Origin of the sequence: Streptomyces incanus, from assembly GCF_042656345.1 — a bacterium.
GTDB classification, from domain to species: domain Bacteria; phylum Actinomycetota; class Actinomycetes; order Streptomycetales; family Streptomycetaceae; genus Streptomyces; species Streptomyces incanus.
On record NZ_JBHSPC010000056.1, the window covers coordinates 79,582 to 102,770 of the forward strand.

Below are 23,189 nucleotides of genomic sequence, written 5' to 3' on the forward strand. Positions count from 1 at the left end.
AAGGGCCCGGGCGGGCCCGGAGGTCAGTTCACCGTCGCCGGGTCCGAGCCCAGACGGCGGTCCTCGTCGAGGGCGCTGATCGCCGCGAGGTCCTCCGCGTCCAGGCTGAAGCCGAACACGTCGATGTTCTCCTTGATCCGCGACGGCGTCACCGATTTGGGGATGACGACGTTGCCGAGCTGGAGGTGCCAGCGCAGCACGACCTGTGCCGGAGTACGCCCGTGCTTCCGGGCGATGGCCACGATCGCCGGGACCTCCAGCAGGCCCTTGCCCTGGCCGAGCGGAGACCAGGCCTCCGTGGCGATGCCCCGCTCCGCGTGGTACTTTCGCGCGGCGGGCTGCTGGAGATGCGGGTGCAGCTCGATCTGGTTGACGGCCGGTACGACCGACGTCTCGTCGAGCAGGCGCTCCAGGTACTCGGGCAGGAAGTTGGACACGCCGATGGCACGGACCCGGCCCTCGGCGTACAGCTTCTCGAACGCCCGGTACGTGTCGAGATAGCGGTCGCGGGCCGGTGTCGGCCAGTGGATGAGGTACAGGTCCACGTAGTCCAGGCCGAGCCTGGACAGGGAAGTGTCGAAACCGCGCAGGGTGGCGTCGTACCCCTGGTCGTCGTTCCAGAGCTTGGTGGTGACGAAGAGGTCCTCGCGGGGAACGCCCGAGGCGGCGACGGCCCTGCCGGTGCCCTCCTCGTTGCCGTACACCGCCGCTGTGTCGATGCTGCGGTAGCCCGCCTCCAGCGCCGCCGCGACGGCCGTCTCGGCCTCGGCGTCCGGTACCTGCCGGACGCCGAAACCCAGTTGGGGCATCGCGACGCCGTTGTTCAGGGTGATCGGGGGGACTATGCTCACGAGCTCTCGATCCTTCGGTCGGGGTCCGGTGGAACTCCCATGGTCAACGATCACCGCCCGTGATGCATTCCTGACGGCACAATTCCCGTCCGGTGAGCGTACTTCCGGGGGCGTGGAGCACCGCCGTGTGGCGGACCTCACGTGCGGTACAGCGCCTCGACCTCTTCCTCGTACGCCTTCTCGATCGCCCTGCGTTTCAGCTTCAGCGACGGCGTGAGCAGCCCGTGCTCCTCGGTGAACGGCTGCGCCAGAATCCGGAAGGTCCGGATCGACTCCGCCTGCGAGACAAGGGTGTTGGCCGCCACCACCGCCCGCCGCACCTCCGCCTCCAGCGCCGCGTTCCGCACCAGCTCGGCCGGCGACGGACTCGGCTTGCCGCGCATCGACAGCCAGTGCTCGACCGCCTCCGGGTCCAGGGTGATCAGGGCGGCGACGTACGGGCGGTCGTTGCCGACGACGATGCACTGGTTCACCAGCGGATGGTCCCGCACCCGCTCCTCCAGCAGCCCCGGCGAGACGCTCTTGCCGCTCGAGGTCACCAGGATCTCCTTCTTGCGCCCGGTGATGGTGAGATAGCCGTCCTCGTCCAGGGAGCCCAGGTCGCCGGTGGCCAGCCAGCCGTCGTGCAGGGTCTCGTCGGTGGCCTCGGGGTTGTTGAGATAGCCCTGGAAGACGGTGCCGCCGTTCAGCCAGATCTCGCCGTCGTCCCCGAGGCGCACGCCCACCCCCGGAATGGGCCGGCCGACCGTGCCGTACCGGGTCCGCCCGGGCGGGTTGGCGGTGGCGGCCGCCGTCGACTCCGTCAGCCCGTAGCCCTCGTAGACGCGCACGCCCGCCCCCGCGAAGAACAGCCCGAGCCGGCGGTCCATCGCCGAACCGCCCGACATGGCGTGCCGGATCCTCCCGCCCATCGCGTCGCGGATCTTCGTGTAGACCAGCTTGTCGAACAGCTGGTGCCGCATCCGTAGGGACGCCGAGGGGCCGGGCCCGATGCCCCAGGCCTTCGCCTCGACGGCGTCCGCGTATCCGACGGCCACCTCGACGGCCCGCTCGAACGGACCCGAGCGGCCCTCCCGCTCCGCCTTGCGCCGCGCCGCGTTGAACACCTTCTCGAAGATGTAGGGCACGGCCAGGATGAACGTCGGCCGGAAAGCGGCCAGGTCGGGCATCAGGACCGCCGCTTCGAGCCGCGGCTGGTGCCCGAACCGCACCTTGCCGCGGATGCCGGCCACCTCCACCATCCGCCCGAAGACGTGTGCCAGCGGCAGGAACAGCAGCGTCGCCGGCTGGTCGCCCTTTCGGGAGTGGAACACCGGATCCCAGCGGTCCATGACGGTGTCGGCCTCGTACATGAAGTTGCCGTGCGAGAGGACACAGCCCTTGGGGCGGCCGGTGGTGCCCGAGGTGTAGATGACGGTCGCCACCGTGTCGGGGGTGACCGCCCTGCGGTGCCGGTGCACCACGTCGTCGTCCAGGTGCGCGCCCGCGTCGTACAGCTCCTGCACCGCGCCGGAGTCGAGCTGCCACAGCCGGCGCATCCGCGGCAGCCGGTCGATGACGGTGGCGATCGTCATCGCGTGGTCCTCGTGCTCCACCACCGCCGCCGTCACCTCGGCGTCGTACAGCATCCAGCAGCACTGCTCGGCGGACGACGTGGGGTAGACCGGCACGACCTGCGCGCCGATCGTCCACAGCGCGAAGTCGAAGAGCGTCCACTCGTAGCGGGTACGGGACATGATCGCGACCCGGTCGCCGAACCGGACGCCGTCGGCCAGCAGGCCCTTGGCCAGTGCCAGCACCTCGTCACGGAACTCGGCGCTCGTCACGTCCCGCCACTCGCCGGCCGCGCCCTTGCGGCCCAGTGCGACCCGCCGCGGGTCCTCCTCGGCGTACTGGAAGACCACGTCGGCCAGACCGCCCACCGGGGGCGGCAACGCCGGCGCAGGGCTGGTGAACTCGCGCAATCCCCGCTCCCCGCTCCTCGGCCGTCGAAGGGTGGACCCCGCATCCCCCTGCACAGCGCGGTGAAAGCTACCCCAACCGGTCGGAGGGCGGGAGGGGCCGGGAAACCGGTCGGTACGGTTGTCCGGGGCGGCCGGCGAGGGAAAATGCGCTCACATGGGGAAGGGCAGGACAGAAACCTGACCGTTGAGTAAGGTTTAGCGCCGTGATCTCCACCGAATCTCTCCATCGACGGGGCGGGGCGGGGCGGGGCGGGGTGTGTCGGGCGGGCGCGGGGCGTGTCTTGCACGGGGTTCGCCGGGCCCAGGGGGCGGGCAGAAGCGGCCCCACTCCGCGAACGGTCGGACGACCGGTCACCCGGCTCCGGACGGCCTCCTCTCGCCGGCCGCGCTGGTGCGCGGACCGCCCACCGGCCCGCCGCTCGCACACCCGGCGGAGCCACTTCTCACCGTTTCGGCGGGGCCGGAACTTCCCGGCGGAGACACGGGGCGGGAGTTCCGGGTGTGCGTGGTGCGCCTGGTGGGGCCTGTGCTGCGGAGCGGGTTCCGACCGGCGGGCCCCGGTCGGTGGAGTCCGATCGGCGGGTCCCGGTCAGCGGGCCTGACGGCCGGTGCGGTGCAGGCGGTCGCCGCCCGACAGGATCGCCGCCGCCAGCGCGCGCGCCGCGCCCTGCGCGGAAGGGCGCCGCCGGCCGTGCGCCACCACGAAGTCCACCTGGCCCGGCTCCGGCAGCTCCGCCCGGTCCGGCATCCGCACCAGCCCCGGCGGGATCATCCCGCGCGCGTGCACCATCACGCCGAGTCCGGCGCGGGCCGCCGCGATCAGGCCGTTGAGACTGCCGCTGGTGCAGACGATCCGCCATGCACGGCCCCGCCGCTCCAGCGCCCGCAGCGCGAGCTCGCGGGTGATGCCCGGCGGTGGGTAGACGATCAGTGGTACCGGACGGCCGGGATCGAGACGCAGCCCCTGCGCACCGATCCACACCAGCTCGTCGTGCCACACCAGCTCACCCCGCGGGTCCTTCGGCCGCCGCTTCGCGAGCACCAGGTCCAGCTCGCCCGCGGCCAGCTTCTCGTGCAGCGTGCCCGACAGCTCGACCGTCAGCTCCAGGTCGACCTCCGGGTGCTCGTACCGGAACCGCTCCAGGATCTCCGGCAGCCGGGTCAGGACGAAGTCCTCCGATGCCCCGAACCGCAGCCGGCCGCGCAGCCGGGTGCCGGTGAAGAACTGCGCCGCCTGCTCGTGGACGTCCAGGATCCGCCGCGCGAAGCCCAGCATCGCCTCGCCGTCCTCGGTGAGCTCCACTGAGTGCGTGTCCCGGGTGAACAGCTGCCGCCCGGTGGCGTCCTCCAGCCGCCGCACATGCTGGCTGACCGTCGACTGCCGCAGCCCGAGGCGGCGCGCCGCCTGCGTGAAGGACAGCGTCTGCGCCACGGACAGGAAGGTCCGCAGCTGCGTCGGGTCGTACATTTCGTCCGCCATCCCGGCAGATTAGCGCGGCTATCGCGGTACATGATGACAGTGAGAGCGGTATACGGGATTCCCGATCACGGAGGAAGGGAGCAGGATGGGGAGGGGTTTCCCGTGCCCATGCGGAGCGCTCCCGGCAGTGCCCTCGGCCCGGGGCAGCCCCGAGGAACCCTCAGCGGACCCGGCGGAACCCCGGCGAGCCGCAGGAGAACCCCGGCGGAACCCCAGTGGACCCCGAGCGCGCACCGGAGTGCGTTCCCCGAGTGAGCGGAGCAAGTGAAACACCGTGAAACGCCCGCACCGGCCGAGCCGGATGCCGGTCGACCCGTACATCCTGCTCCTGCTCGGGACGGTGGGCCTGGCCGCGCTGCTCCCGGCGCGCGGCACCGGCGCCGACGTCGCCTCCGGTGCCTCCACCGCAGCCATCGCCTTCCTCTTCTTCCTCTACGGAGCCCGCCTCTCCACCCGTGAGGCACTGGACGGGCTCCGGCACTGGCGGCTCCACGGCACCGTCCTGGCCTGCACCTTCGTCGTCTTCCCGCTGCTCGGCCTGGCCGCCCGCGGCTTCGTCCCGTCCGGGATTCTGAGCGACCCCCTCTATCAGGGCCTGCTCTTCCTCACCCTCGTCCCGTCCACCATCCAGTCGTCGATCGCCTTCACCTCCCTCGCCCGCGGCAACGTGCCCGCCGCGATCTGCGCCGGCTCCTTCTCCTCACTGGCCGGCATCGTGGCGACCCCGCTGCTGGCGGCGGCGCTGCTCGGCGGGGGCGGAGGCGGCGACGGGAGCCTGGGCGCCGGAGGGTTCTCCGCCGACTCGGTGACGAAGATCGTGCTGCACCTGCTGGTGCCGTTCGTCGCCGGGCAGATGCTGCGCCGCTGGGTGGGAGAGTTCGTCCTCCGCCACCGGAAGGTGCTCGGGCTCGTCGACCGGGGCTCGATCCTGCTCGTCGTCTACACCGCGTTCAGCCAGGGCATGGTCGAGGGCATCTGGCACCAGGTGAGCCCGGCCCGGTTCGGCGGACTGCTCGCCGTGGAGGCCGTACTCCTCGCCGCGATGCTGCTGCTGACCTGGTACGGGGCCAAGGCGCTGAAGTTCGGCCGGGCGGACCGGATCACGATCCAGTTCGCCGGTTCGAAGAAGTCCCTGGCCGCCGGACTGCCCATGGCGAGCGTGCTGTTCGGCGCGCAGGCCTCACTGGCCGTGCTGCCGCTGATGCTGTTCCACCAGATGCAGCTCATGGTGTGCGCGGTGATCGCCAAACGCCGCTCGCGCGACGCCGTCGACCCGCCCGAGGCGGTCACCTCGGCGGTTGCCGAGGAGATCACGGTCCCGGCCGGACGGTCAGGAACCGGGGCCGGTACGGGGACACGTTCCGGCTGAGCATCACGGCGGCGCCGGCGCCGGACGTCTCGAGCAGGTTCACGTCGTAGCTGAGCACCAGCCGTCCGTCCCCGCTCGGTTCCGGGTGCGCCTGCGGGTTGTACCCGCCGGTCCCGCCGGGCGGCAGCGCGGGGCTGGACTCCTTCGCCGGGCCGCGCCACGGTCCGGTGAGGGAGCAGGACCGGTACGCCGCCACCGTCGTCAGCCCCCCCCGCACGCCCGCGGCCATCGTGAACAGGACGCACGCCCCGCCCTCCGCACCACCGAGAAGGCGCTGCCCACCCCGGTGCGCTGTCCGTCCCCGAGCACCGGGCACGGGCGGGTGCGGGTCCGCCACGCCGTGCCGTCCCCGTACTTCCAGGCAGCCGGGTCGGCGAGCCGGTCCCCAGGAGCAGGGCCAGGGCGAGGGCCGGAACCAGGCCGATCCAGGTCCCTGTTCCCCGTCGGGGCCGGGGCCGCGGCTGTATCGGTTTCGGTGTCTCCGTGCGGATTCCCGCGCGTGCCGGCGCTGCGTCGTCGGACACGCTCCGGGACGGTGGCCCCAGTGGCCCGGCCCAGGTCCATGACGCCTGCTGACCTGCTGCCCTGCTGCGGTGCCTGCCGCCCTGACGCATGGCGCGGTGGCCGCGTGGGTTCGAGGCGGGCCCCCGCGGCGCAGGGGGCGCTCCCCGCCGGCAGGGGCCCCGCCGCCGTGCCGCGGGGACCGGTCAGCCCTGGACGGCCGCGGTCCGCAGGACTATGCGGTCCTCACCCGCGTACACGTTCATGGAGCTGCCCCGCAGGAACCCGACCAGCGTCAGACCCGTCTCCGCCGCCAGGTCCACGGCCAGCGAGGACGGCGCCGAGACGGCCGCGAGCATGGGGATGCCCGCCATGACCGCCTTCTGCGCCAGCTCGAAGGAGGCACGGCCGGAGACCATCAGGACGGTCCGGGACAAGGGCAGGTCCCCGCCCTGCAGGGCACGGCCGACCAGCTTGTCGACCGCGTTGTGCCGGCCCACGTCCTCCCGGACGTCCAGCAGTTCCCCGGCCTCGTCGAACAGGGCCGCCGCGTGCAGGCCGCCCGTCCGGTCGAAGACCCGCTGGGAGGCGCGCAGCCGGTCGGGCAGGCCCGCCAGCAGCTCCGGGCCGACGCGCAGCGGCGGACTGTCGGCGATGGGATGGCGGGTCGTGGTGCGCACCGCGTCCAGACTCGCCTTGCCGCACAGGCCGCAGGACGAGGTCGTGTACACGTTCCGCTCGAGCGTGATGTCCGGGATCCGCACGCCGGGGGCGGTCTGCACGTCGACCACGTTGTACGTGTTCGACCCGTCCGCGGTCGCGCCCGCGCAGTACACGACGTTCCGCAGATCGGACGCCGTCGCCAGGACTCCTTCGCTCACCAGGAAGCCGACGGCCAGCGCGAAGTCGTCACCCGGGGTGCGCATCGTGATCGCCAGTGGCTTCCCGTTCAGCCGGATCTCCAGGGGCTCCTCGGTGACGAGTGTGTCCGGGCGGCTGGACACCACCCCGTCCCGGATGCGGACCACCTTGCGTCGTTCTGTGACTCGTCCCATGTCCCCAGTCCCTGGTCGGTGCCTGGTGTCAGTCCCGGTTCTGTACGTGCTGATAGCCGAAGCGGCCCTTGATGCACAGGTTGCCGTGGGTCACCGGATTGTCGTGCGGTGAGCTGACCTTCACGATCTCATTGTCCTGCACGTGCAGCGTGAGGTTGCAGCCCACTCCGCAGTACGCGCACACCGTCGTCGTCCGCGTCTGCGCCGACTCGTTCCAGGTACCCGCCGCCCGCATGTCGAACTCCGACTTGAACGACAGGGCACCCGTCGGGCACACCTCGACGCAGTTCCCGCAGTAGACGCACGCCGAGTCGGTCAGCGGACCGTCGTGCTCGACCGCGATCCGGGCGTCGAAACCACGGCCCGCGACCGAGATCGCGAAGGAGTTCTGCCACTGGTCGCCGCAGGCGTCCACGCACTTGTAGCAGAGGATGCACTTGCCGTAGTCGCGCACGTACAGGTCGTTGTCGACCCTGGGCTCCTCGTCGACCCGGGCCGCGTCCGGGCCGAAGCGGTCCGGTTCCGCCCCGTACTCCTTGATCCACTCGGCGGCCCGCGGGGTCGTCGACAGGTCGACGGAGGACGCGAGCAGTTCGAGGACCACCTTCCGGCTGTGCCGGGCCCGTTCGGTGCCGGTACGCACCTCCATGCCCGGCTCCGCCTTGCGTGAGCAGGCCGGGACCAGGGTGCGAGCGCCCTCGACCTCCACCACGCACACACGGCACGCGTTCTTCGGTGTCAGGGTGTCGCCCTCGCACAGGGTCGGCACGTCCTTCCCGGCCGCCCGGCAGGCGTCCAGGATCGTCGACCCCTCGGGCGCCCGGACCGGCTCGCCGTCCAGGGTGAACTCCAGCAGACGGCGGGGAATCCCCAGCGGTGTCACGGTCATTCGTAGGCCCCCAGACGGTCGATGGCGGATTCCACGGCGTTCCACGCGGTCTGGCCCAGACCGCAGATCGAGGCGTCCCGCATCGCGCTGCCCACCTCGCGCAGCAGGGCGATGTCATCGGCGGCCCCGGCCCCGGTGCGCTCCACGATCCGGGTGAGCGCCTCCTCCTGGCGCACGGTCCCCACCCGGCACGGCACGCACTGCCCGCACGACTCGTCACGGAAGAACTGGGCGATGCGCAGCAGCAGCCGGGGCAGCGGGACGGCGTCGTCGAAGGCCATGACGACCCCCGAGCCGAGCGTCGTGCCCGCCTGACGGGTGCCTTCGAAGGTGAGCGGGATGCCGAGTTCGTCGGCGCGGACGAAACCGCCGGCCGCCCCACCGAGCAGCACCGCCCGCAGCCCGTCCCGCACGTCGGCCAGCTCCAGCAGCTCGCCCAGCGTCGCACCGAACGGCACCTCGTAGACGCCGGGCCGCCCGACACTGCCGGAGACGCAGAACAGCTTGGGGCCGGTGGACCGTTCGGTACCGATCGCCGCGTACGCCGGGGCGCCCATCGTCAGGACGGGCAGAACGTTGACGAGTGTCTCGACGTTGTTCTCCACCGTCGGCTTGCCGAACAGGCCCTTCTCCACCGGGAAGGGCGGCTTGGAGCGGGGCTCGCCCCGGTAACCCTCGATGGAGCTGAACAGCGCGGTCTCCTCGCCGCAGATGTACGCGCCCGCACCGCGCCGGATCTCGATGTCGAAGGCGAAACCCTGGCCGAGGATGTCGTCGCCGAGCAGCCCGCGCTCCCGTGCCCGGTCGATCGCATACCGCATACGGTGCAGCGCCCGCGGATACTCGCCGCGCAGATAGAGGTACCCCTTGTGCGCACCGGTCGCGTACGCCGCGATCGTCATCGCCTCCACCAGCGCGTACGGGTCACCTTCCATGATCACCCGGTCCTTGAAGGTCCCGGGCTCGGACTCGTCGGCGTTGCACACGAGATGGTGCGGCCGGTCCGGCTGGGACGCCGTGGCCTGCCACTTGCGGCCGGTGGGGAAGGCGGCACCGCCCCGCCCGACCAGACCCGAGTCGGTGACCTCCCGGATCACCCCGGCCGGACCCAGCGCGAAGGCCCGGCGCAGGGCCGCGTAACCGCCGTGGGCGCGGTAGTCGTCCAGCGATTCCGGGTCGGCCACACCGACCCGGCGCAGCAGCGTCAGCGCCGGGTCCCCCGCCTGGGGCACCGCCATAGCCGCGGGCGGCTCGTCGGGCGCCGCGTCGGGCGCGGTCGCCGCGAGCACCGCGGACTCCACCGTCGCCGGTGCGGAGACCGCCGTACGCGCCGGGTCCCCGGCCCGGATCGCCAGTGCCGCCGGGGCGCGTTCGCACAGGCCCAGACAGGGGCTGCGCTCCACGCTCACCCCGCTGGTGCCGCCGGCCCCGGGTGTGGTCCCGAGTCGTGATGCGATCCCGGCGCACAGGGCGCCGGCCCCGGCCGCCGCGCACGCGAGGTCGGTGCACACGTGCAGCACCGTCGCGGGGCGCGGGCGGACCGAGAACATCGCGTAGAACGTGGCGACCCCGTACGCCTCCGACGGCGGCACCGTCAGCCGCCGGCACAGGTAGTCCAGGGCGCCCTCGCTGATCCAGCCCACCCGGTCGTTGACGGCGTGCAGTCCCGGCAACAGCAGGTCGCGGCGGTCCCGGGCCTCCCGCCCGCCACGGGCCCACCTCAGATCGGCGTCGGTACGGTCGGCGCCCTCCCACGAGGACTCGGGAGGGCCGAGCAGCGCGTCGACCGCCGCCCGCTCCTCGTCCGTCGGCTTGCTGTCACCGAAGCGCAGGTCCACTTACGTCACCTCACCTGGGTCGCACGGGCCGGACGGTTCGCGTGGTCCGGAGCCGGAAGCTTCTCGATCCGGATCGCCGACGCCTTGAATTCCGCCGTCCCCGCGATCGGGCAGTTCGCCTCGATCGTCAACTTGTTGGTGTCCACCTCGTCGGGAAAGTGGAACGTCATGAACGCCAGGCCCGGCCGCAGCGCGGTGTCCACCCACACCGGCGCAACCACCGACCCGCGCCGCGAGGTCACCCGCACCTCCTCGCCGAACACCACCCCGTAGTGCTCCGCGTCCTCGGGGCACAGCTCGACGGACTCGCCGCGCCGCAGCGGCGAGGAGTAACCACTGCTCTGTACACCGGTGTTGTAGGAATCCAGCCGCCGTCCCGTGGTGAGCCGGATGGGAAACTCCTCGTCCGTGAGGTCGACCGGCGGATCGTGCTGCACGATCCCGAACGGCGCGGGCCTGCCCCGCCGCAGCGGATCCGGTTCCCACAACCTGCCGTGCAGATACGGCGGTTCGAGAGACTCGGTACTCGGGCACGGCCACTGGATGCCCTGGTGCTCCTCCAGCCGCCCGTAGGTCATGCCGTGGTGGTCGGGGGAGAGCGTCCGGAGCTCGTTCCAGACGGCCTCGGCGTCCGCGTACTTCCAGTCGTGGCCGAAGCGGGCGGCGAGATCGCACAGGATGTCGATGTCCTCGCGCGCCTCGCCGGGCGGGTCGACCGCCCTGCGGACGCGCTGCACCCGGCGTTCGCTGTTGGTGGTGGTGCCGTCGGTCTCCGCCCACCCGGCGGTCGCCGGCAGCACCACGTCCGCCAGTTCGGCGGTCTTCGTCAGGAAGATGTCCTGCACCACCAGGAAGTCCAGCCCGCCGAGCCGCCGAACCGCCTGGTCGCTGTCCGCCTCGGACTGCGCCGGGTTCTCACCGATGCAGTAGACGGCCCGCAGCGAACCGTCCTCCATCGCCTCGAACATCTCCGTCAGGGTCATCCCGTGGCGCGGCTGGAGGACGGTGTCCCAGGCGGACTCGAACTTCAGCCGGACCGCCGGGTCGAGGATGTCCTGGAACCCGGGCAGCCGGTTGGGGATCGCCCCCATGTCTCCGCCGCCCTGCACGTTGTTCTGGCCGCGCAGCGGCTGCATCCCGGCACCGTAGCGGCCGACATGACCGGTGAGCAGGGACAGGTTGATCAGGGCGCGGACGTTGTCGGTGCCGTTGTGGTGCTCGGTGATACCGAGGGTCCAGCACAGCTGGGCACGCTCGGCCCGGGCATAGGCGTGCGCCAACTCCCGTATGGCGGCCGCCGGGACGCCCGTCACCTTCTCGGCGAGGGACAGCGTCCACGGTTCGACGAGTTCCCGGTAATCCTCGAAGCCGGTGGTCGCCCGCCGGACGAAGGCCTCGTTGACCAGACCGGCGCGGATGATCTCGCGGCCGATCGCGTGCGCCATCGGGATGTCCGTGCCGACGTTCAGCCCGAGCCAGCTCTCCGCCCACTCGGCGGTCGACGTCCGCCGCGGGTCGACCGCGTACATCCGGGCGCCGTTGTGGATGCCCTTCAGCACGTGCTGGAAGAAAATGGGGTGGGCGAAGCGGGCGTTGGAACCCCACATCACGATGAGGTCCGTGTGCTCGATCTCCTCGTACGACGACGTCCCGCCACCGGACCCGAAGGCCGCCGACAGCCCGGCCACGGACGGGGCGTGACAGGTGCGGTTGCAGGAGTCGACGTTGTGGGTGCCCATGACGACCCGGGCGAACTTCTGGGCCACGTAGTTCATCTCGTTCGTCGCGCGGGCGCAGGAGAACATCCCGAACGCGCCGCGCGCGGCGCCGAGTCCCCGGGCGGCCCGGTCCAGGGCCTCCTCCCAGGTCGCCCGCCGGAACGGCTCGTCCCGCGCGTCACGGACCAGCGGATGGGTGAGCCGGGTGTAGGTCTTCGGGCTCCGGTCGCGTTTCCTGGTGCTCTTCATGCGGCGCTCCTCAGCGCGAGCAGGTCCGAGAGGGCGTGCACGGTGCGCAGGGTGGGCACCTCCACGCCGGTGATCTCCGCCAACTCGACGACGGCGGGGAGCAGTACGTCGAGCTCGAGCGGTTTGCCGCGCTCCAGGTCCTGGAGCGTGGACGTGCGGTGGTCGCCGACGCGCTCGGCACCGGCCAGCCGGCGCTCCACGGACACGCCGACCTCGCAGCCCAGGGCACGGGCGACCGCGAGCGTCTCGTTCATCATGATCTCGATGACCCTGCGGGTGCCGCCGTGCAGACACATCTGCCGCATGGTCGCGCGGGCGAGGGCGCTGATCGGGTTGAAGGAGATGTTGCCGAGCAGCTTGACCCAGATGTCACCGCGCAGTTCGGGCTCCACCGGGCACTTCAGCCCGCCGTCCACCATCGCCCCGCTGAACGCGAGGCAGCGCGCGGAGACACTGCGGTCGGGCTCCCCGATCGAGAACCGGGTGCCCTCCAAGTGACGTACCACGCCCGGCCCTTCGAGCTCGGTAGCCGCGTAGACGACACAGCCGATCGCTCGCTGTGGCGCGAGCACCGCACCGACCGCGCCGCTGGGGTCCACGCTCTCGAGACGGTGGCCGTCGTGAGGGCCGCCGTGCCGGTGGAAGTACCACCAGGGGATGCCGTTCTGGGCGGCCACGACCGCCGTGGTGTCGTGCAACAAGGGTGCGATCAGCGGCCCGCACGCCGCGTACGCGTTGGCCTTGAGGCCGAGGAAGACGTAGTCGACCGGGCCGACCTCGGCCGGGTCGTCGGTCGCGTGGGGGCGGGCGGTGAAGTCGCCGCGTGGGCTGAGCACCCGCACGCCGTGCTGCTTCATGGCCGCCAGATGCGGTCCACGGGCGACGAGGTGCACATCGGCACCCGCGCGATGGAGCGCGGCGCCGACGTAGGCGCCGATGGCCCCGGCGCCGAGAACTGCCACTTTCACTGGGGAACGCTCCGTTCGGTCGAGGGAGTACCGCGGAGGTGGCTGCCGACGGATCAGATTCCGCATCATGTCGACGAAATATTGTCTACAGTATGGAAGGGGGTGCAGCAAGGGTTCGCGCACGGTCTGCCCCACGGCCTACCGCACGGCTCGCCGCCCGGCCCCGCCGCACGGCCCACGCCGAGGAAACCGGTCGGTCCGACCGTTCGCCGCAGACCGCATACCGTTCACCGCATACGATCGACCCGTGGGTTCTCAAACCCCTCATGATCTCCCTACCGTCCGGGTTTCATGAGTCCTCCCGTCGCACCCCCGGGCTGGAGCCGCTGGCTCGTACCGCCCGCCGCTCTCGCAGTCCACCTCTCCATCGGCCAGGCCTACGCATGGAGTGTGTTCAAGCCGCCGCTCGAGTCCGCCCTCGGCCTCAGCGGCACCCAGAGCGCGCTGCCGTTCCAGCTCGGCATCGTCATGCTCGGCCTGTCCGCCGCCTTCGGCGGCACCCTCGTGGAACGCAAGGGGCCGCGCTGGGCGATGACCGTCGCCCTGATCTGCTTCTCCTCCGGCTTTCTGCTCTCCGCTCTCGGCGCGGCCACCGAGCAGTACTGGCTGATCGTCTTCGGCTACGGCTTCGTGGGCGGCGTCGGCCTGGGCATCGGCTACATCTCGCCCGTTTCGACCCTGATCAAGTGGTTCCCGGACCGGCCCGGCATGGCCACCGGTATCGCGATCATGGGTTTCGGCGGCGGCGCGCTGATCGCCTCGCCGTGGTCGGCGCAGATGCTCGAGTCCTTCGGCGGCGACAACGTCGGCATCGCGCTCGCCTTCCTCGTGCACGGGCTGACGTACGCCGTGTTCATGCTGCTCGGCGTCCTGCTGGTGCGGGTGCCACGCACCGCGCAGCCGGCGGCCGGCGCTCCCGCCGCCGCCCTCACCGGACCGCAGGTCTCGGCCCGCGGCGCCCTGCGCACCCCGCAGTTCTGGCTGCTGTGGCTGGTGCTCTGCATGAACGTCACCGCGGGCATCGGGATCCTCGAGAAGGCCGCCCCGATGATCACCGACTTCTTCGCGGACACCTCCGCGCCGGTGTCGGTGACCGCCGCCGCCGGCTTCGTCGCCCTGCTGTCGGCGGCGAACATGGCGGGCCGCATCGGCTGGTCCTCCACCTCCGACCTGATCGGCCGCAAGAACATCTACCGTCTCTACCTGGGCGTCGGCGCGCTGATGTACGCCCTGATCGCGATGTTCGGCGATTCCTCCAAGCCGCTGTTCGTCCTGTGCGCACTGGTGATCCTCTCCTTCTACGGAGGCGGTTTCGCGACCGTCCCGGCCTATCTGAAGGACCTCTTCGGCACTTATCAGGTCGGCGCCATCCACGGGCGGCTGCTCACCGCGTGGTCCACGGCCGGCGTGCTCGGCCCGCTCATCGTGAACTGGGTCGCCGACCGGCAGGAGGAGGCGGGACGGCACGGCTCGTCGCTGTACGGACTGTCCTTCATGATCATGATCGGGCTGCTGGTGGTCGGCTTCGTCGCCAACGAACTCGTCCGTCCCGTGCACCCCCGGCACCACGTACCCCGCCCCGACGAGACGAAGGAGGCCGCCGATGAGCGGCGAGAGCAGCACGAGTCCGCCTGACGCGGCCGCGGCGGGCCCCGACCGCCGCGGGCTGATCGTCTTCGCCTGGCTGTGGGTGGGCCTTCCCCTCGCCTACGGCCTGTACGAACTCGTACGGAAGGCGACCCAACTGTTCACCGGATGACGGCCGGCCCCGGACGCACCCACGGGACGCGCCGAAGGGCGCGTCCCGGCGTCCGCGGCCCTGACCGAAGCCGACAAGCCCGGCCCCCGAATCCTGTCGTATCACCTGTCGGCGTACCCGCGGGTCACTGATCAGACTGGAGAATCCCGCAACCGCAACACGAGGGGGATCCCCCATGATCGGCTCGCGCATCGCCGCCGTCGGCCACTACCAGCCCGCCCGGGTGCTCACCAACGAGGATCTGGCGGGCCTGGTCGACACCAGCGACGAGTGGATCACGAGCCGGGTCGGCATCCGCACCCGTCACATCGCGGGCCCCGACGAGCCCGTCGACGAGCTGGCCGCACACGCCGCGGCCAAGGCGCTGGCGGCGGCCGGCCGCACCCCCGGCGACATCGACCTGGTGCTGGTCGCCACCTCCACCGCGATCGACCGCTCGCCCAACATGGCGGCCCGGGTCGCCGCACGCCTCGGCGTCCCCGGCCCCGCCGCGATGGACGTCAACGTGGTGTGTGCCGGATTCACCCACGCGCTCGCCACCGCCGACCACGCGGTACGGGCCGGCGCCGCGCGCCGCGCGCTGGTGATCGGCGCCGACAAGATGTCCGAGGTCGCCGACTGGACCGACCGCACCACCTGCGTACTCGTCGGCGACGGGGCGGGGGCCGCGGTCGTCGAGGCGACCGAGGCCCCCGAGGAGCCCGGGATCGGGCCCGTGCTGTGGGGCTCGGTGCCGGAGATGGGCCACGCGGTGCGGATCGAGGGAACGCCACCGCGGTTCGCGCAGGAGGGGCAGAGCGTGTACCGCTGGGCGACCACACGGCTGCCGTCCATCGCCCGCCAGACCTGCGAGAAGGCGGGGTTCGCGCCGGAGGACCTCGCCGCGGTCGTGCTGCACCAGGCCAACCTGCGGATCATCGAACCCCTCGCGCTCAAGATCGGCGCGGTCAACGCGGTCGTCGCCCGGGACGTCACCGAGTCGGGCAACACCTCGGCCGCGAGCATCCCGCTCGCCTTCGCCAAGCTCGTCGAGCGGGGCGAGGTGTCGTCCGGCGACCCGGTCCTGCTGTTCGGCTTCGGCGGAAACCTCTCGTACGCGGGCCAGGTCGTCCGCTGCCCCTGACACTTCCTCACGCGAAGTCCCTCGTACGGGTGTGACGCGATCGACTCTCCCTCTCCCTGGCATCTGTGCGCCGTAGACTGTAGACGAAAGCCAATCACTACTGGCGGTGCCGTACGACCGGCCGTGCGGCCGGGCGGGGGCTGCCGAGGAGGGGGACCGCGATGCTGTCGACCGGACTGCCCCAGGGGGCGGTGCCCAAGCTCGAACGACCGGGCCCGCTGCGCGACCGTGTCTACGAGGCACTGCTCGAACTCATCACCACCCGCGCACTGAGGCCCGGCCAGCATCTGGTCGAGAGCGAACTCGCCGGCCACCTCGGCGTCTCCCGGCAGCCCGTGCGCGAGGCGCTCCAGCGGCTGAACACCGAGGGGTGGGTCGATCTGCGCCCCGCCCAGGGCGCGTTCGTGCACGAGCCGACGGAGGCGGAGGCCGACCAGCTCCTCACCGTCCGCACGCTGCTGGAGGCCGAGGCCGCCCGGCTCGCCGCGCTCAACGCCGACAGCGCGGGCATCGAGGCCCTGGACGAGATCGTGGCACTGGGCCTGCAGGCCGTCGCCTCCGACGACGTGGACGAGGCCGTCGCCCTCAACGCCCGCTTCCACGCCAAGATCATGGAGCTGGCCGGCAACGCCGTCCTCGCCGAACTCGCCGCCCAGGTCGGCCGCCGTGTGCGCTGGTATCACACCCCCGTCGCCCGCCGGCGTGGCGGGAAGTCCTGGGCCGAGCACCGCGACCTCATCACCGCCATCGTGAACCGCGACGAGCGGCTGGCCGAGCGGCTCATGCGCGAACACACCGAGCACACCCGGCGCTCGTACCTCGAACAGGCGAAGTCCTGACGGCAGGTACCCGGCAAAGCGGCTCCGCGCCGGCCTCTTTGTCCTGTGAGTGGAAAAAGTAGGGGGCAATTCCTGCGCGACTTCTTCCCACCTCCGGCAGCCGCTGCTACGTTCCCTTCGAAAGCACGCCACACACGTGGCCGGAATCCGGCGCGCAGAGGCCGATCGAGGCGGGGAGGGGTTCGTGAGACGCATGACGGCACGGCCCGCGAACGCCCATCAGGCCCGACTGCTCAGGCTGTTGCGCGACGGTGGACCCAACTCCCGTGCCCAGCTGGGTGACCAGGTCGACCTCTCCCGGTCGAAACTGGCCGTGGAGGTGGACCGGCTGCTGGAGACGGAACTCGTCGTGGCCGACGGACTCGCCGCCTCGCGCGGCGGCCGGCGCTCCCACAACATCCGCCTCAACCCGCACCTGCGGCTCCTCGGTGTCGACATCGGCGCGACCTCGGTCGACGTCGCCGTCACCAACGCCGAACTGGAGGTCCTCGGGCACATCAACCAGCCCATGGACGTACGTGACGGGCCGGTCGCGGTCTTCGAACACGTGCTGTCCATGGCGGCGAAGCTGAAGGCCTCGGGACTCGCGGAGGGGTTCGACGGCGCCGGCATCGGTGTCCCGGGCCCGGTCCGGTTCCCCGAGGGCATACCGGTGGCACCGCCGATCATGCCCGGCTGGGACGGCTTTCCCGTGCGGGAGGCGCTCAGCCAGGACCTCGGCTGCCCGGTCATGGTCGACAACGACGTGAACCTGATGGCGATGGGGGAGCAGCACGCGGGCGTTGCCCGCACCGTCCCCGATTTCCTCTGCGTCAAGATCGGTACCGGCATCGGCTGCGGCATCGTCGTCGGCGGTGAGGTCTACCGCGGTACGACGGGCAGTGCCGGCGACATCGGGCACATCCAGGCCGTACCCGACGGCCGCCCGTGCGCCTGCGGCAACCGGGGCTGTCTGGAGGCCCACTTCAGCGGCGCGGCCCTTGCCCGGGACGCCCTGGAGGCCGCCCAGCAGCGGCTCTCCGCCGAACTCGCGAGCCGTCTGGAGGCGAACGGCACGCTGAGTGCCGTCGACGTCGCCGCCGCGGCGGCCGCGGGGGACGCCACCGCGATCGACCTGATCCGCGAGGGCGGCAGCCGCACCGGCCAGGTCATCGCCGGCCTGGTCAGCTTCTTCAACCCCGGCCTGGTGGTGATCGGCGGCGGGGTGACCGGTCTCGGCCACACCCTGCTCGCCGCCATCCGTACCCAGGTCTACCGTCAGTCGCTGCCTCTGGCGACCGGCAACCTACCGATCGTCCTAGGGGAGTTGGGCCCCACCGCCGGAGTCATCGGCGCGGCCCGGCTCATCAGCGACCACCTGTTCTCACCCGCGTAAGCAGCCCACCGCTCCACCGCACGCAGCAGCAGGCCCGGCTCCACCGCACGGAACAGCTCTGCCCTCCACCGTGCAGAGCGGCCCACCGTTTCCACCGACGGAACAGCGCACCGGCACCACGTACCCCCACCCGCCGCACGTACGGCCCAACACCACCCCGACCACCCGCACCGCCCGCGCCCCACACCGTCCCTCCCACACAGCGCCGCACCGTCCAGGCACCCCGGCCTGCTCGAAAACACCTTCCCCGCAAGGGGATCGCCCTGACACCGGCCCGCACGCCCGCCGAGGGGAATCCGCATGGCACCCGAACCACCGCTGCTCAGCATGTCCGGCATCACCAAGTCGTTCCCCGGCGTCCGGGCCCTGGACGGCGTCGACCTCGACGTCCAGGCCGGCGAGGTGCACTGCCTGCTCGGCCAGAACGGCGCCGGGAAGTCCACCCTGATCAAGGTGCTGGCCGGCGCCCACCAGCCCGACACGGGCACCATCCGCTGGCGCGGCGAAGCCGTCACCCTGCGCTCGCCGATCGCCGCCATGCGCCTCGGGATCGCCACCATCTACCAGGAACTCGACCTGGTGGAACACATGACGGTCGCCGAGAACGTCCACCTCGGCCAGGAACCGACCACCGCCGGGTTCGTCGTCCGTCCCAGGACGGCCAGGGAGTCGACGGCCGAGCTGCTGACCCGGCTCGGGCACCCGGAGATCGAACCGGGCCGTGCGGTCGGGGAGTTGTCGGCCGCCCAGCAGCAGATCGTCTCGATGGCGCGGGCGCTCTCGCACGACGTACGCCTCATCGTGATGGACGAACCGTCGGCCGCGCTCGACCCGGACGAGGTCGACAACCTCTTCCGCATCGTCGCGGGCCTCACCGCCGACGGGGTCGCCGTCGTCTACATCTCGCACCGCCTCGAGGAGATCCGGCGCATCGGCGACCGGGTGACCGTGCTCAAGGACGGCCGCGCCGTCGCGGGCGGGCTGCCCGCCAGGTCGACGCCCACCCGCGAGGTGGTCGCCCTGATGACGGGCCGCGACGTCGAGTACGTCTTCCCCCGGCGGCCCGCCTCCCCGCCGGCCGGCGAACCGGTGCTGACCGTCGAAGGCCTGTCCCGCAAGGGCGAGTTCGCCCCCCTCGACCTCCAACTGCGCCCCGGGGAGATCGTCGGGCTCGCGGGGCTCGTCGGCTCCGGGCGCTCCGAGATCCTGGAAACGATCTACGGCGCCCGCAAACCGGACCTGGGCCGGGTCCTGGTCGACGGACACCCCCTGCGGCCGGGCAGCGTGCGCGCCGCCGTCCGCGCCGGGATCGGGCTCGCTCCCGAGGAACGCAAGGCACAGGCCCTGCTCATGCTGGAGTCCGTCACCCGCAATGTGTCGGTCTCCGCCATGTCCCGTTTCTCCCGCGCCGGTTGGATCGACCGGGGCGCCGAGCTGAGGGCCGCCCGCGCCGCCACCCGCGAGCTGTCGCTCCGGCCGGACAACCCGGACGTGCCCGTGCGCACCCTGTCCGGCGGCAACCAGCAGAAGGCCGTGCTCGCCCGCTGGCTGCTGCGCGGCTGCCGGGTGCTGCTGCTGGACGAACCCACCCGCGGCGTCGACGTCGGCGCCCGCGCCGAGCTGTACGCGGTCGTCCGCCGCCTGGCGGACGAAGGCCTCGCCGTGCTGCTCGTCTCCAGCGAGGTGCCCGAGGTGCTCGGCCTCGCCGACCGTGTCCTGGTGCTCCGGGAAGGCGACGTCGTCCACACGGCACCCGCCCGGGAGCTCGACGAACACCGTGTACTCGACCTGGTCATGGAAGGAAGTCCGGCGTCATGACGCAGCCCGTCTCCCCGCCGCGGGACAACACCGACAAGGTGCCGGCCACCGGCGAAACGCCCGCCTGGCGCGCCGTGTTGTTCCGCGCCGACGCCCGTACGCTGTCGCTGATCGGCGTGCTCGCCGCCCTCGTCCTCATCGGCGGCATCACCAGACCCGACGAGTTCCTGGACACCCGCAACCTCCAACTCGTCCTCACCCTGGCCTCCGTCATCGGCGTCGTCACCGTCGGCATGACCTTCGTCATCACCTCCGGCGGCATCGACCTGTCGGTCGGCGCGATCGTCGCCCTGTCCTCGGTGTGGGCGACCACCGTCGCCACCCAGGAGTTCGGCTTCACCGGCATCCTGTTCACCGCCGTCCTCGTCGGACTGGGCTGCGGCCTGGTCAACGGGGTGCTCATCGCCTACGGCGGGATGGTCCCGTTCATCGCGACGCTCGCCATGCTCGCCTCGGCCCGCGGCCTGGCCCTGCTGATCACCGACGGGCGGACCCAGGTCGTCACCGTCGACGGGGTCCTCGACCTCGGTAAACGCGATTCCTACGTCCTCGGCGTTCCGCCCCTGGTCCTGGTGTTCGCGGCGGTCACCGTCATCGGCTGGCTGGTGCTCAACCGGACCACCTTCGGGCGCCGCACCGTCGCCGTCGGAGGCAACCCGGAGGCGGCTCGGCTCGCCGGCATCGACGTCCGCCGCCAGCGGCTGTACCTCTACCTGCTGTCCGGGCTGTGCTGCGGCATCGCCGCCTTCCTGCTGATCGTCCTGGTCGGCTCCGGCCAGAACACCAACGGCAACCTCTACGAACTCGACGCCATCGCCGCCGCGATCATCGGCGGCACCCTGCTCACCGGAGGCCGCGGCACCATCGTCGGCTCCGTGCTGGGTGTCCTGATCTTCACCACGATCACCAACATCTTCGCCCTGAACAACCTGCAGAGCGACGTCCAGCAGATCGCCAAGGGCGCGATCATCGTCGCCGCCGTGCTGGTCCAGCGCCGTACCGCGAGCACGACCTGACGAAAGGGTTCACCGCCATGCCAGAGCCGACGCCTTTCACGAGCCGCAGAGGGCTGCTCTTCTCAGCCGCCGCCGTGTCCGCCGGTGTCCTCGTCACCGGCTGCACCAGCAACGAACCGAGCGCTGCGGAGCCGACCGCAGGCGACCAGCCGGCCGCCGACGACAAGCCCGGCAAGCCGGTCACCATCGGCTTCGCCGGACCGCAGGCCGACCACGGCTGGCTCAACGCCATCAACGACCAGGCCAAGAAGCGCGCCGAGAAGTACTCCGACGTCACCATGGAGATCACCGAGGGTTCCAACGACACCGCCCAGCAGATCGGCCAGATCGAGACCCTCATCAACAAGAAGGTCGACGTCCTGGTGGTGCTGCCCGCCGACGGCAAGGCGCTCACCCAGGTCGGGCTGAAGGCGATGCGCGCCGGCATCCCCGTCGTCAACCTCGACCGCGTCTTCAACACCCCGCAGGCCTACCGCTGCTGGATCGGCGGCGACAACTACGGGATGGGCCTGAACGCCGGACACTACATCGGTGAGAAGCTCAAGGACACCCCGAACGCCCGGGTCGTCGAACTGGCCGGCCTGGACAACCTGGAGCTCACCAAGCAGCGCACCCAGGGCTTCGACGACGCACTGAAGAACTACCCCAACATCAAGAAGGTGGCCCGCCAGGCCGCCGAGTTCACCGTCGAGTCGGGTCAGGCCAAGATGGCCCAACTCCTCCAGGCGCAGTCGAAGTTCGACGCCCTGTGGAACCACGACGACGACCAGGGCGTGGGTGCGCTGCGCGCCGTAGAACAGGCCGGGCGCGACGACTTCCTGATGGTCGGCGGGGCGGGCGCGCTCTCCGCCTTCGAGGCCATCAAGGCGGACGACGGCGTCCTGAAGGCGACGGTGCTGTACCCGCCGTCGATGGCCGCCTCCGCGATCGACCTGGCCCGCGCCCTCGGCCAGGGCAAGGGTGTCGGCGGCCTCGCCGAGTTCGAGATCCCGACCTCGCTGACCTGCTACTCGGCCGTGGTCGACAAGGAGAACGTCGACCGGTACATGTCCACCGGCTTCAAATGAGGAGCCCCGCCCCACGGGCCTGACCAGCCCACCGGGCGGGGCCCGACCCCGCCCGCCACGACGACGAGGAGGACATCCGTATGGCACAGCCGCAGCAGTCAGAGGGGGCAGACGGCGCAGAAACGGGGAAGCCGCCCCTGCGTGTCGGCATGGTCGGCTACGCCTTCATGGGCGCCGCCCACTCCCAGGGCTGGCGCACCGCGGGCCGCGTCTTCGACCTGCCGCTGAGCCCCGCACTGGCCGTGCTCTGCGGCCGGGACGCCACCGCGGTGCGCGCGGCGGCCGACCGCCACGGCTGGGCGGACACCGAGACCGACTGGCGTGCCCTGGTCGAACGGGACGACGTCGACCTCGTCGACATCTGCACCCCGGGCGACAGCCACGCCGAGATCGCGGTGGCCGCCCTCGCAGCGGGCAAGCACGTGCTGTGCGAGAAGCCCCTCGCCAACACCGTCGCCGAGGCCGAGGCGATGGTTCGCGCCGCCGAAGAGGCCCAGGAACAGGGACGGTTGGCGATGGTCGGCTTCAACTACCGCCGGATACCAGCGACCGCGCTGGCCCGGCGGATGGTGGCCGAGGGCCGCATCGGCACCCTGCGGCACGTACGGGTGGCGTACCTCCAGGACTGGCTGGTGGACCCCGCGTTCCCGCTGACCTGGCGGCTGCGCCGGGAACAGGCCGGCTCCGGCTCGCTCGGCGACCTCGGCGCGCACATCGTCGACCTGGCGCAGTACCTGGCGGGGGAGCCGCTGGCGGGCGTCTCCGCGCTCACCGAGACGTTCGTCCGCCGACGGCCGCTTCCGACCGGACCCACCAGCGGGCTGGCCGCCGTCGATGGCGTCGGGGCTACCGGCACCGGCCAGGTCACCGTCGACGACGCCGCCCTGTTCACCGGCCGCTTCGCCTCCGGCGCCCTCGCCTCCTTCGAGGCCACCCGGTACGCCACCGGCCGCAAGAACGCCCTGCGCATCGAACTCAACGGTGAGCACGGCTCGTTGGCCTTCGACCTGGAACGGCTCAACGAGCTCTCCTACCACGACGGCACCGAGCCCGGCGCGCACGCGGGGTTCCGCCGCATCCTCGTCACCGAACCCGACCACCCCTACCTGGACGCCTGGTGGCCGCCGGGCCACGGCCTCGGCTACGAGCACACCTTCGTGCACCAGGCCCGCGACCTGGTCCACGCCGTCGCCGACGGCCGCACACCCGAACCCTCCTTCGCCGACGGGCTGCAGGTGCAACGCGTGCTCGCGGCCGTGGAGGAGAGCGCCGAGAAGAACTCCCTCTACACGTCGATCGCCACCTGAGGA

The 23,189-nt window shown here is 71.6% G+C and carries 18 protein-coding genes and 1 pseudogene; 10 read left to right on the forward strand and 9 right to left on the reverse strand.

Annotated elements, in window-relative coordinates:
* Positions 1 to 23: 23 nt before the first annotated feature.
* The 3 genes from ACFP2V_RS19905 to ACFP2V_RS19915 all read right to left on the reverse strand — a co-directional run bounded on the left by ACFP2V_RS19905 (position 24) and on the right by ACFP2V_RS19915 (position 4,283).
* Complete coding sequence (locus tag ACFP2V_RS19905) at positions 24 to 809, reverse strand: aldo/keto reductase (RefSeq protein WP_381214063.1); 786 nt, start codon at positions 807 to 809, stop codon at positions 24 to 26.
* A gap of 179 nt (positions 810 to 988) precedes the next feature.
* A complete protein-coding gene (locus tag ACFP2V_RS19910) occupies positions 989 to 2,815 on the reverse strand; it encodes an AMP-dependent synthetase/ligase (RefSeq protein WP_381213913.1) in 1,827 nt (608 codons plus the stop codon).
* 589 nt (positions 2,816 to 3,404) lie between these two features.
* A complete protein-coding gene (locus ACFP2V_RS19915; RefSeq protein WP_381214066.1) occupies positions 3,405 to 4,283 on the reverse strand; it encodes a LysR family transcriptional regulator in 879 nt (292 codons plus the stop codon).
* A gap of 313 nt (positions 4,284 to 4,596) precedes the next feature.
* On the opposite strand from ACFP2V_RS19915, the gene ACFP2V_RS19920 reads away from it, so the two are divergent.
* A complete protein-coding gene (locus ACFP2V_RS19920; RefSeq protein WP_381214069.1) occupies positions 4,597 to 5,664 on the forward strand; it encodes a bile acid:sodium symporter family protein in 1,068 nt (355 codons plus the stop codon).
* Here the strand turns inward: ACFP2V_RS19920 and ACFP2V_RS19925 are convergent.
* From ACFP2V_RS19925 to ACFP2V_RS19950, 6 genes and pseudogenes are all read right to left on the reverse strand, one after another.
* A pseudogene (locus ACFP2V_RS19925) lies at positions 5,606 to 6,099 on the reverse strand (hypothetical protein); the annotation flags it as partial. The gene ACFP2V_RS19920 and the pseudogene ACFP2V_RS19925 overlap by 59 nt on opposite strands.
* 272 nt (positions 6,100 to 6,371) lie before the next feature.
* Positions 6,372 to 7,220 carry a formate dehydrogenase accessory sulfurtransferase FdhD gene (fdhD, locus tag ACFP2V_RS19930; protein ID WP_381213916.1) on the reverse strand — a complete coding sequence of 283 codons (849 nt, stop codon included), beginning with the start codon at positions 7,218 to 7,220 and terminating at the stop codon, positions 6,372 to 6,374.
* A gap of 28 nt (positions 7,221 to 7,248) precedes the next feature.
* Positions 7,249 to 8,109, reverse strand: coding sequence for a 2Fe-2S iron-sulfur cluster-binding protein (locus tag ACFP2V_RS19935; protein WP_381213919.1), 861 nt, complete (start codon positions 8,107 to 8,109; stop codon positions 7,249 to 7,251).
* Positions 8,106 to 9,947: an NAD(P)H-dependent oxidoreductase subunit E gene (locus tag ACFP2V_RS19940; RefSeq protein ID WP_381213922.1), complete on the reverse strand. Its 1,842-nt coding sequence runs from the start codon at positions 9,945 to 9,947 to the stop codon at positions 8,106 to 8,108. Before ACFP2V_RS19940 ends, ACFP2V_RS19935 begins: the two co-directional genes overlap by 4 nt.
* A 5-nt stretch (positions 9,948 to 9,952) precedes the next feature.
* Complete coding sequence (locus ACFP2V_RS19945; RefSeq protein WP_381213925.1) at positions 9,953 to 11,914, reverse strand: molybdopterin oxidoreductase family protein; 1,962 nt, start codon at positions 11,912 to 11,914, stop codon at positions 9,953 to 9,955.
* Positions 11,911 to 12,882, reverse strand: a complete 972-nt coding sequence (locus ACFP2V_RS19950; RefSeq protein ID WP_381213928.1) for a 2-dehydropantoate 2-reductase — start codon at positions 12,880 to 12,882, stop codon at positions 11,911 to 11,913. Before ACFP2V_RS19950 ends, ACFP2V_RS19945 begins: the two co-directional genes overlap by 4 nt.
* 291 nt (positions 12,883 to 13,173) lie before the next feature.
* Between ACFP2V_RS19950 and ACFP2V_RS19955 the strand changes: the two genes are divergently transcribed.
* From ACFP2V_RS19955 to ACFP2V_RS19995, 9 genes are all read left to right on the forward strand, one after another.
* Positions 13,174 to 14,517, forward strand: coding sequence for an OFA family MFS transporter (locus ACFP2V_RS19955; protein WP_381213931.1), 1,344 nt, complete (start codon positions 13,174 to 13,176; stop codon positions 14,515 to 14,517).
* The gene (locus ACFP2V_RS19960; RefSeq protein WP_381213933.1) at positions 14,486 to 14,641 is read left to right on the forward strand and encodes an MFS transporter small subunit; all 156 of its coding nucleotides are present in this window, start codon (positions 14,486 to 14,488) and stop codon (positions 14,639 to 14,641) included. The genes ACFP2V_RS19955 and ACFP2V_RS19960 overlap by 32 nt, the downstream gene beginning before the upstream one ends.
* Positions 14,642 to 14,816: 175 nt before the next feature.
* The gene (locus ACFP2V_RS19965; protein WP_381213936.1) at positions 14,817 to 15,764 is read left to right on the forward strand and encodes a beta-ketoacyl-ACP synthase III; all 948 of its coding nucleotides are present in this window, start codon (positions 14,817 to 14,819) and stop codon (positions 15,762 to 15,764) included.
* Positions 15,765 to 15,925: 161 nt separating this feature from the next.
* Positions 15,926 to 16,603 carry a GntR family transcriptional regulator gene (locus ACFP2V_RS19970; protein WP_381213939.1) on the forward strand — a complete coding sequence of 226 codons (678 nt, stop codon included), beginning with the start codon at positions 15,926 to 15,928 and terminating at the stop codon, positions 16,601 to 16,603.
* Between the two features lie 193 nt (positions 16,604 to 16,796).
* On the forward strand, positions 16,797 to 17,978 hold the full coding sequence (locus tag ACFP2V_RS19975; protein ID WP_381214071.1) for an ROK family protein: 1,182 nt from the start codon (positions 16,797 to 16,799) through the stop codon (positions 17,976 to 17,978).
* A gap of 300 nt (positions 17,979 to 18,278) precedes the next feature.
* Entirely contained in the window at positions 18,279 to 19,796 is a 1,518-nt protein-coding gene (locus ACFP2V_RS19980; protein WP_381213944.1) for a sugar ABC transporter ATP-binding protein, read from the forward strand.
* A complete protein-coding gene (locus tag ACFP2V_RS19985) occupies positions 19,793 to 20,812 on the forward strand; it encodes an ABC transporter permease (protein WP_381213947.1) in 1,020 nt (339 codons plus the stop codon). The genes ACFP2V_RS19980 and ACFP2V_RS19985 overlap by 4 nt, the downstream gene beginning before the upstream one ends.
* A gap of 17 nt (positions 20,813 to 20,829) precedes the next feature.
* Positions 20,830 to 21,879, forward strand: coding sequence for a substrate-binding domain-containing protein (locus tag ACFP2V_RS19990; RefSeq protein WP_381213949.1), 1,050 nt, complete (start codon positions 20,830 to 20,832; stop codon positions 21,877 to 21,879).
* Between the two features lie 80 nt (positions 21,880 to 21,959).
* Entirely contained in the window at positions 21,960 to 23,186 is a 1,227-nt protein-coding gene (locus ACFP2V_RS19995; protein ID WP_381213952.1) for a Gfo/Idh/MocA family protein, read from the forward strand.
* Positions 23,187 to 23,189: the final 3 nt, after the last annotated feature.

Excerpts from the sequence above, each read along its gene's own strand:
- ACFP2V_RS19985 (WP_381213947.1), top strand. The coding sequence starts at position 19,793 with ATGACGCAGCCCGTCTCCCCGCCGCGGGACAACACCGACAAGGTGCCG.
- ACFP2V_RS19915 (WP_381214066.1), bottom strand. The coding sequence starts at position 4,283 with ATGTACGACCCGACGCAGCTGCGGACCTTCCTGTCCGTGGCGCAGACG.
- ACFP2V_RS19970 (WP_381213939.1), top strand. The coding sequence starts at position 15,926 with ATGCTGTCGACCGGACTGCCCCAGGGGGCGGTGCCCAAGCTCGAACGA.
- ACFP2V_RS19920 (WP_381214069.1), top strand. The coding sequence starts at position 4,597 with ATGCCGGTCGACCCGTACATCCTGCTCCTGCTCGGGACGGTGGGCCTG.
- ACFP2V_RS19905 (WP_381214063.1), bottom strand. The coding sequence starts at position 809 with ATGCCCCAACTGGGTTTCGGCGTCCGGCAGGTACCGGACGCCGAGGCC.
- ACFP2V_RS19975 (WP_381214071.1), top strand. The coding sequence starts at position 16,797 with ATGACGGCACGGCCCGCGAACGCCCATCAGGCCCGACTGCTCAGGCTG.
- ACFP2V_RS19980 (WP_381213944.1), top strand. The coding sequence starts at position 18,279 with ATGGCACCCGAACCACCGCTGCTCAGCATGTCCGGCATCACCAAGTCG.
- fdhD (WP_381213916.1), bottom strand. The coding sequence starts at position 7,220 with ATGGGACGAGTCACAGAACGACGCAAGGTGGTCCGCATCCGGGACGGG.
- ACFP2V_RS19965 (WP_381213936.1), top strand. The coding sequence starts at position 14,817 with ATGATCGGCTCGCGCATCGCCGCCGTCGGCCACTACCAGCCCGCCCGG.
- ACFP2V_RS19935 (WP_381213919.1), bottom strand. The coding sequence starts at position 8,109 with ATGACCGTGACACCGCTGGGGATTCCCCGCCGTCTGCTGGAGTTCACC.
- ACFP2V_RS19945 (WP_381213925.1), bottom strand. The coding sequence starts at position 11,914 with ATGAAGAGCACCAGGAAACGCGACCGGAGCCCGAAGACCTACACCCGG.
- ACFP2V_RS19955 (WP_381213931.1), top strand. The coding sequence starts at position 13,174 with ATGAGTCCTCCCGTCGCACCCCCGGGCTGGAGCCGCTGGCTCGTACCG.
- ACFP2V_RS19990 (WP_381213949.1), top strand. The coding sequence starts at position 20,830 with ATGCCAGAGCCGACGCCTTTCACGAGCCGCAGAGGGCTGCTCTTCTCA.
- ACFP2V_RS19995 (WP_381213952.1), top strand. The coding sequence starts at position 21,960 with ATGGCACAGCCGCAGCAGTCAGAGGGGGCAGACGGCGCAGAAACGGGG.
- ACFP2V_RS19960 (WP_381213933.1), top strand. The coding sequence starts at position 14,486 with ATGAGCGGCGAGAGCAGCACGAGTCCGCCTGACGCGGCCGCGGCGGGC.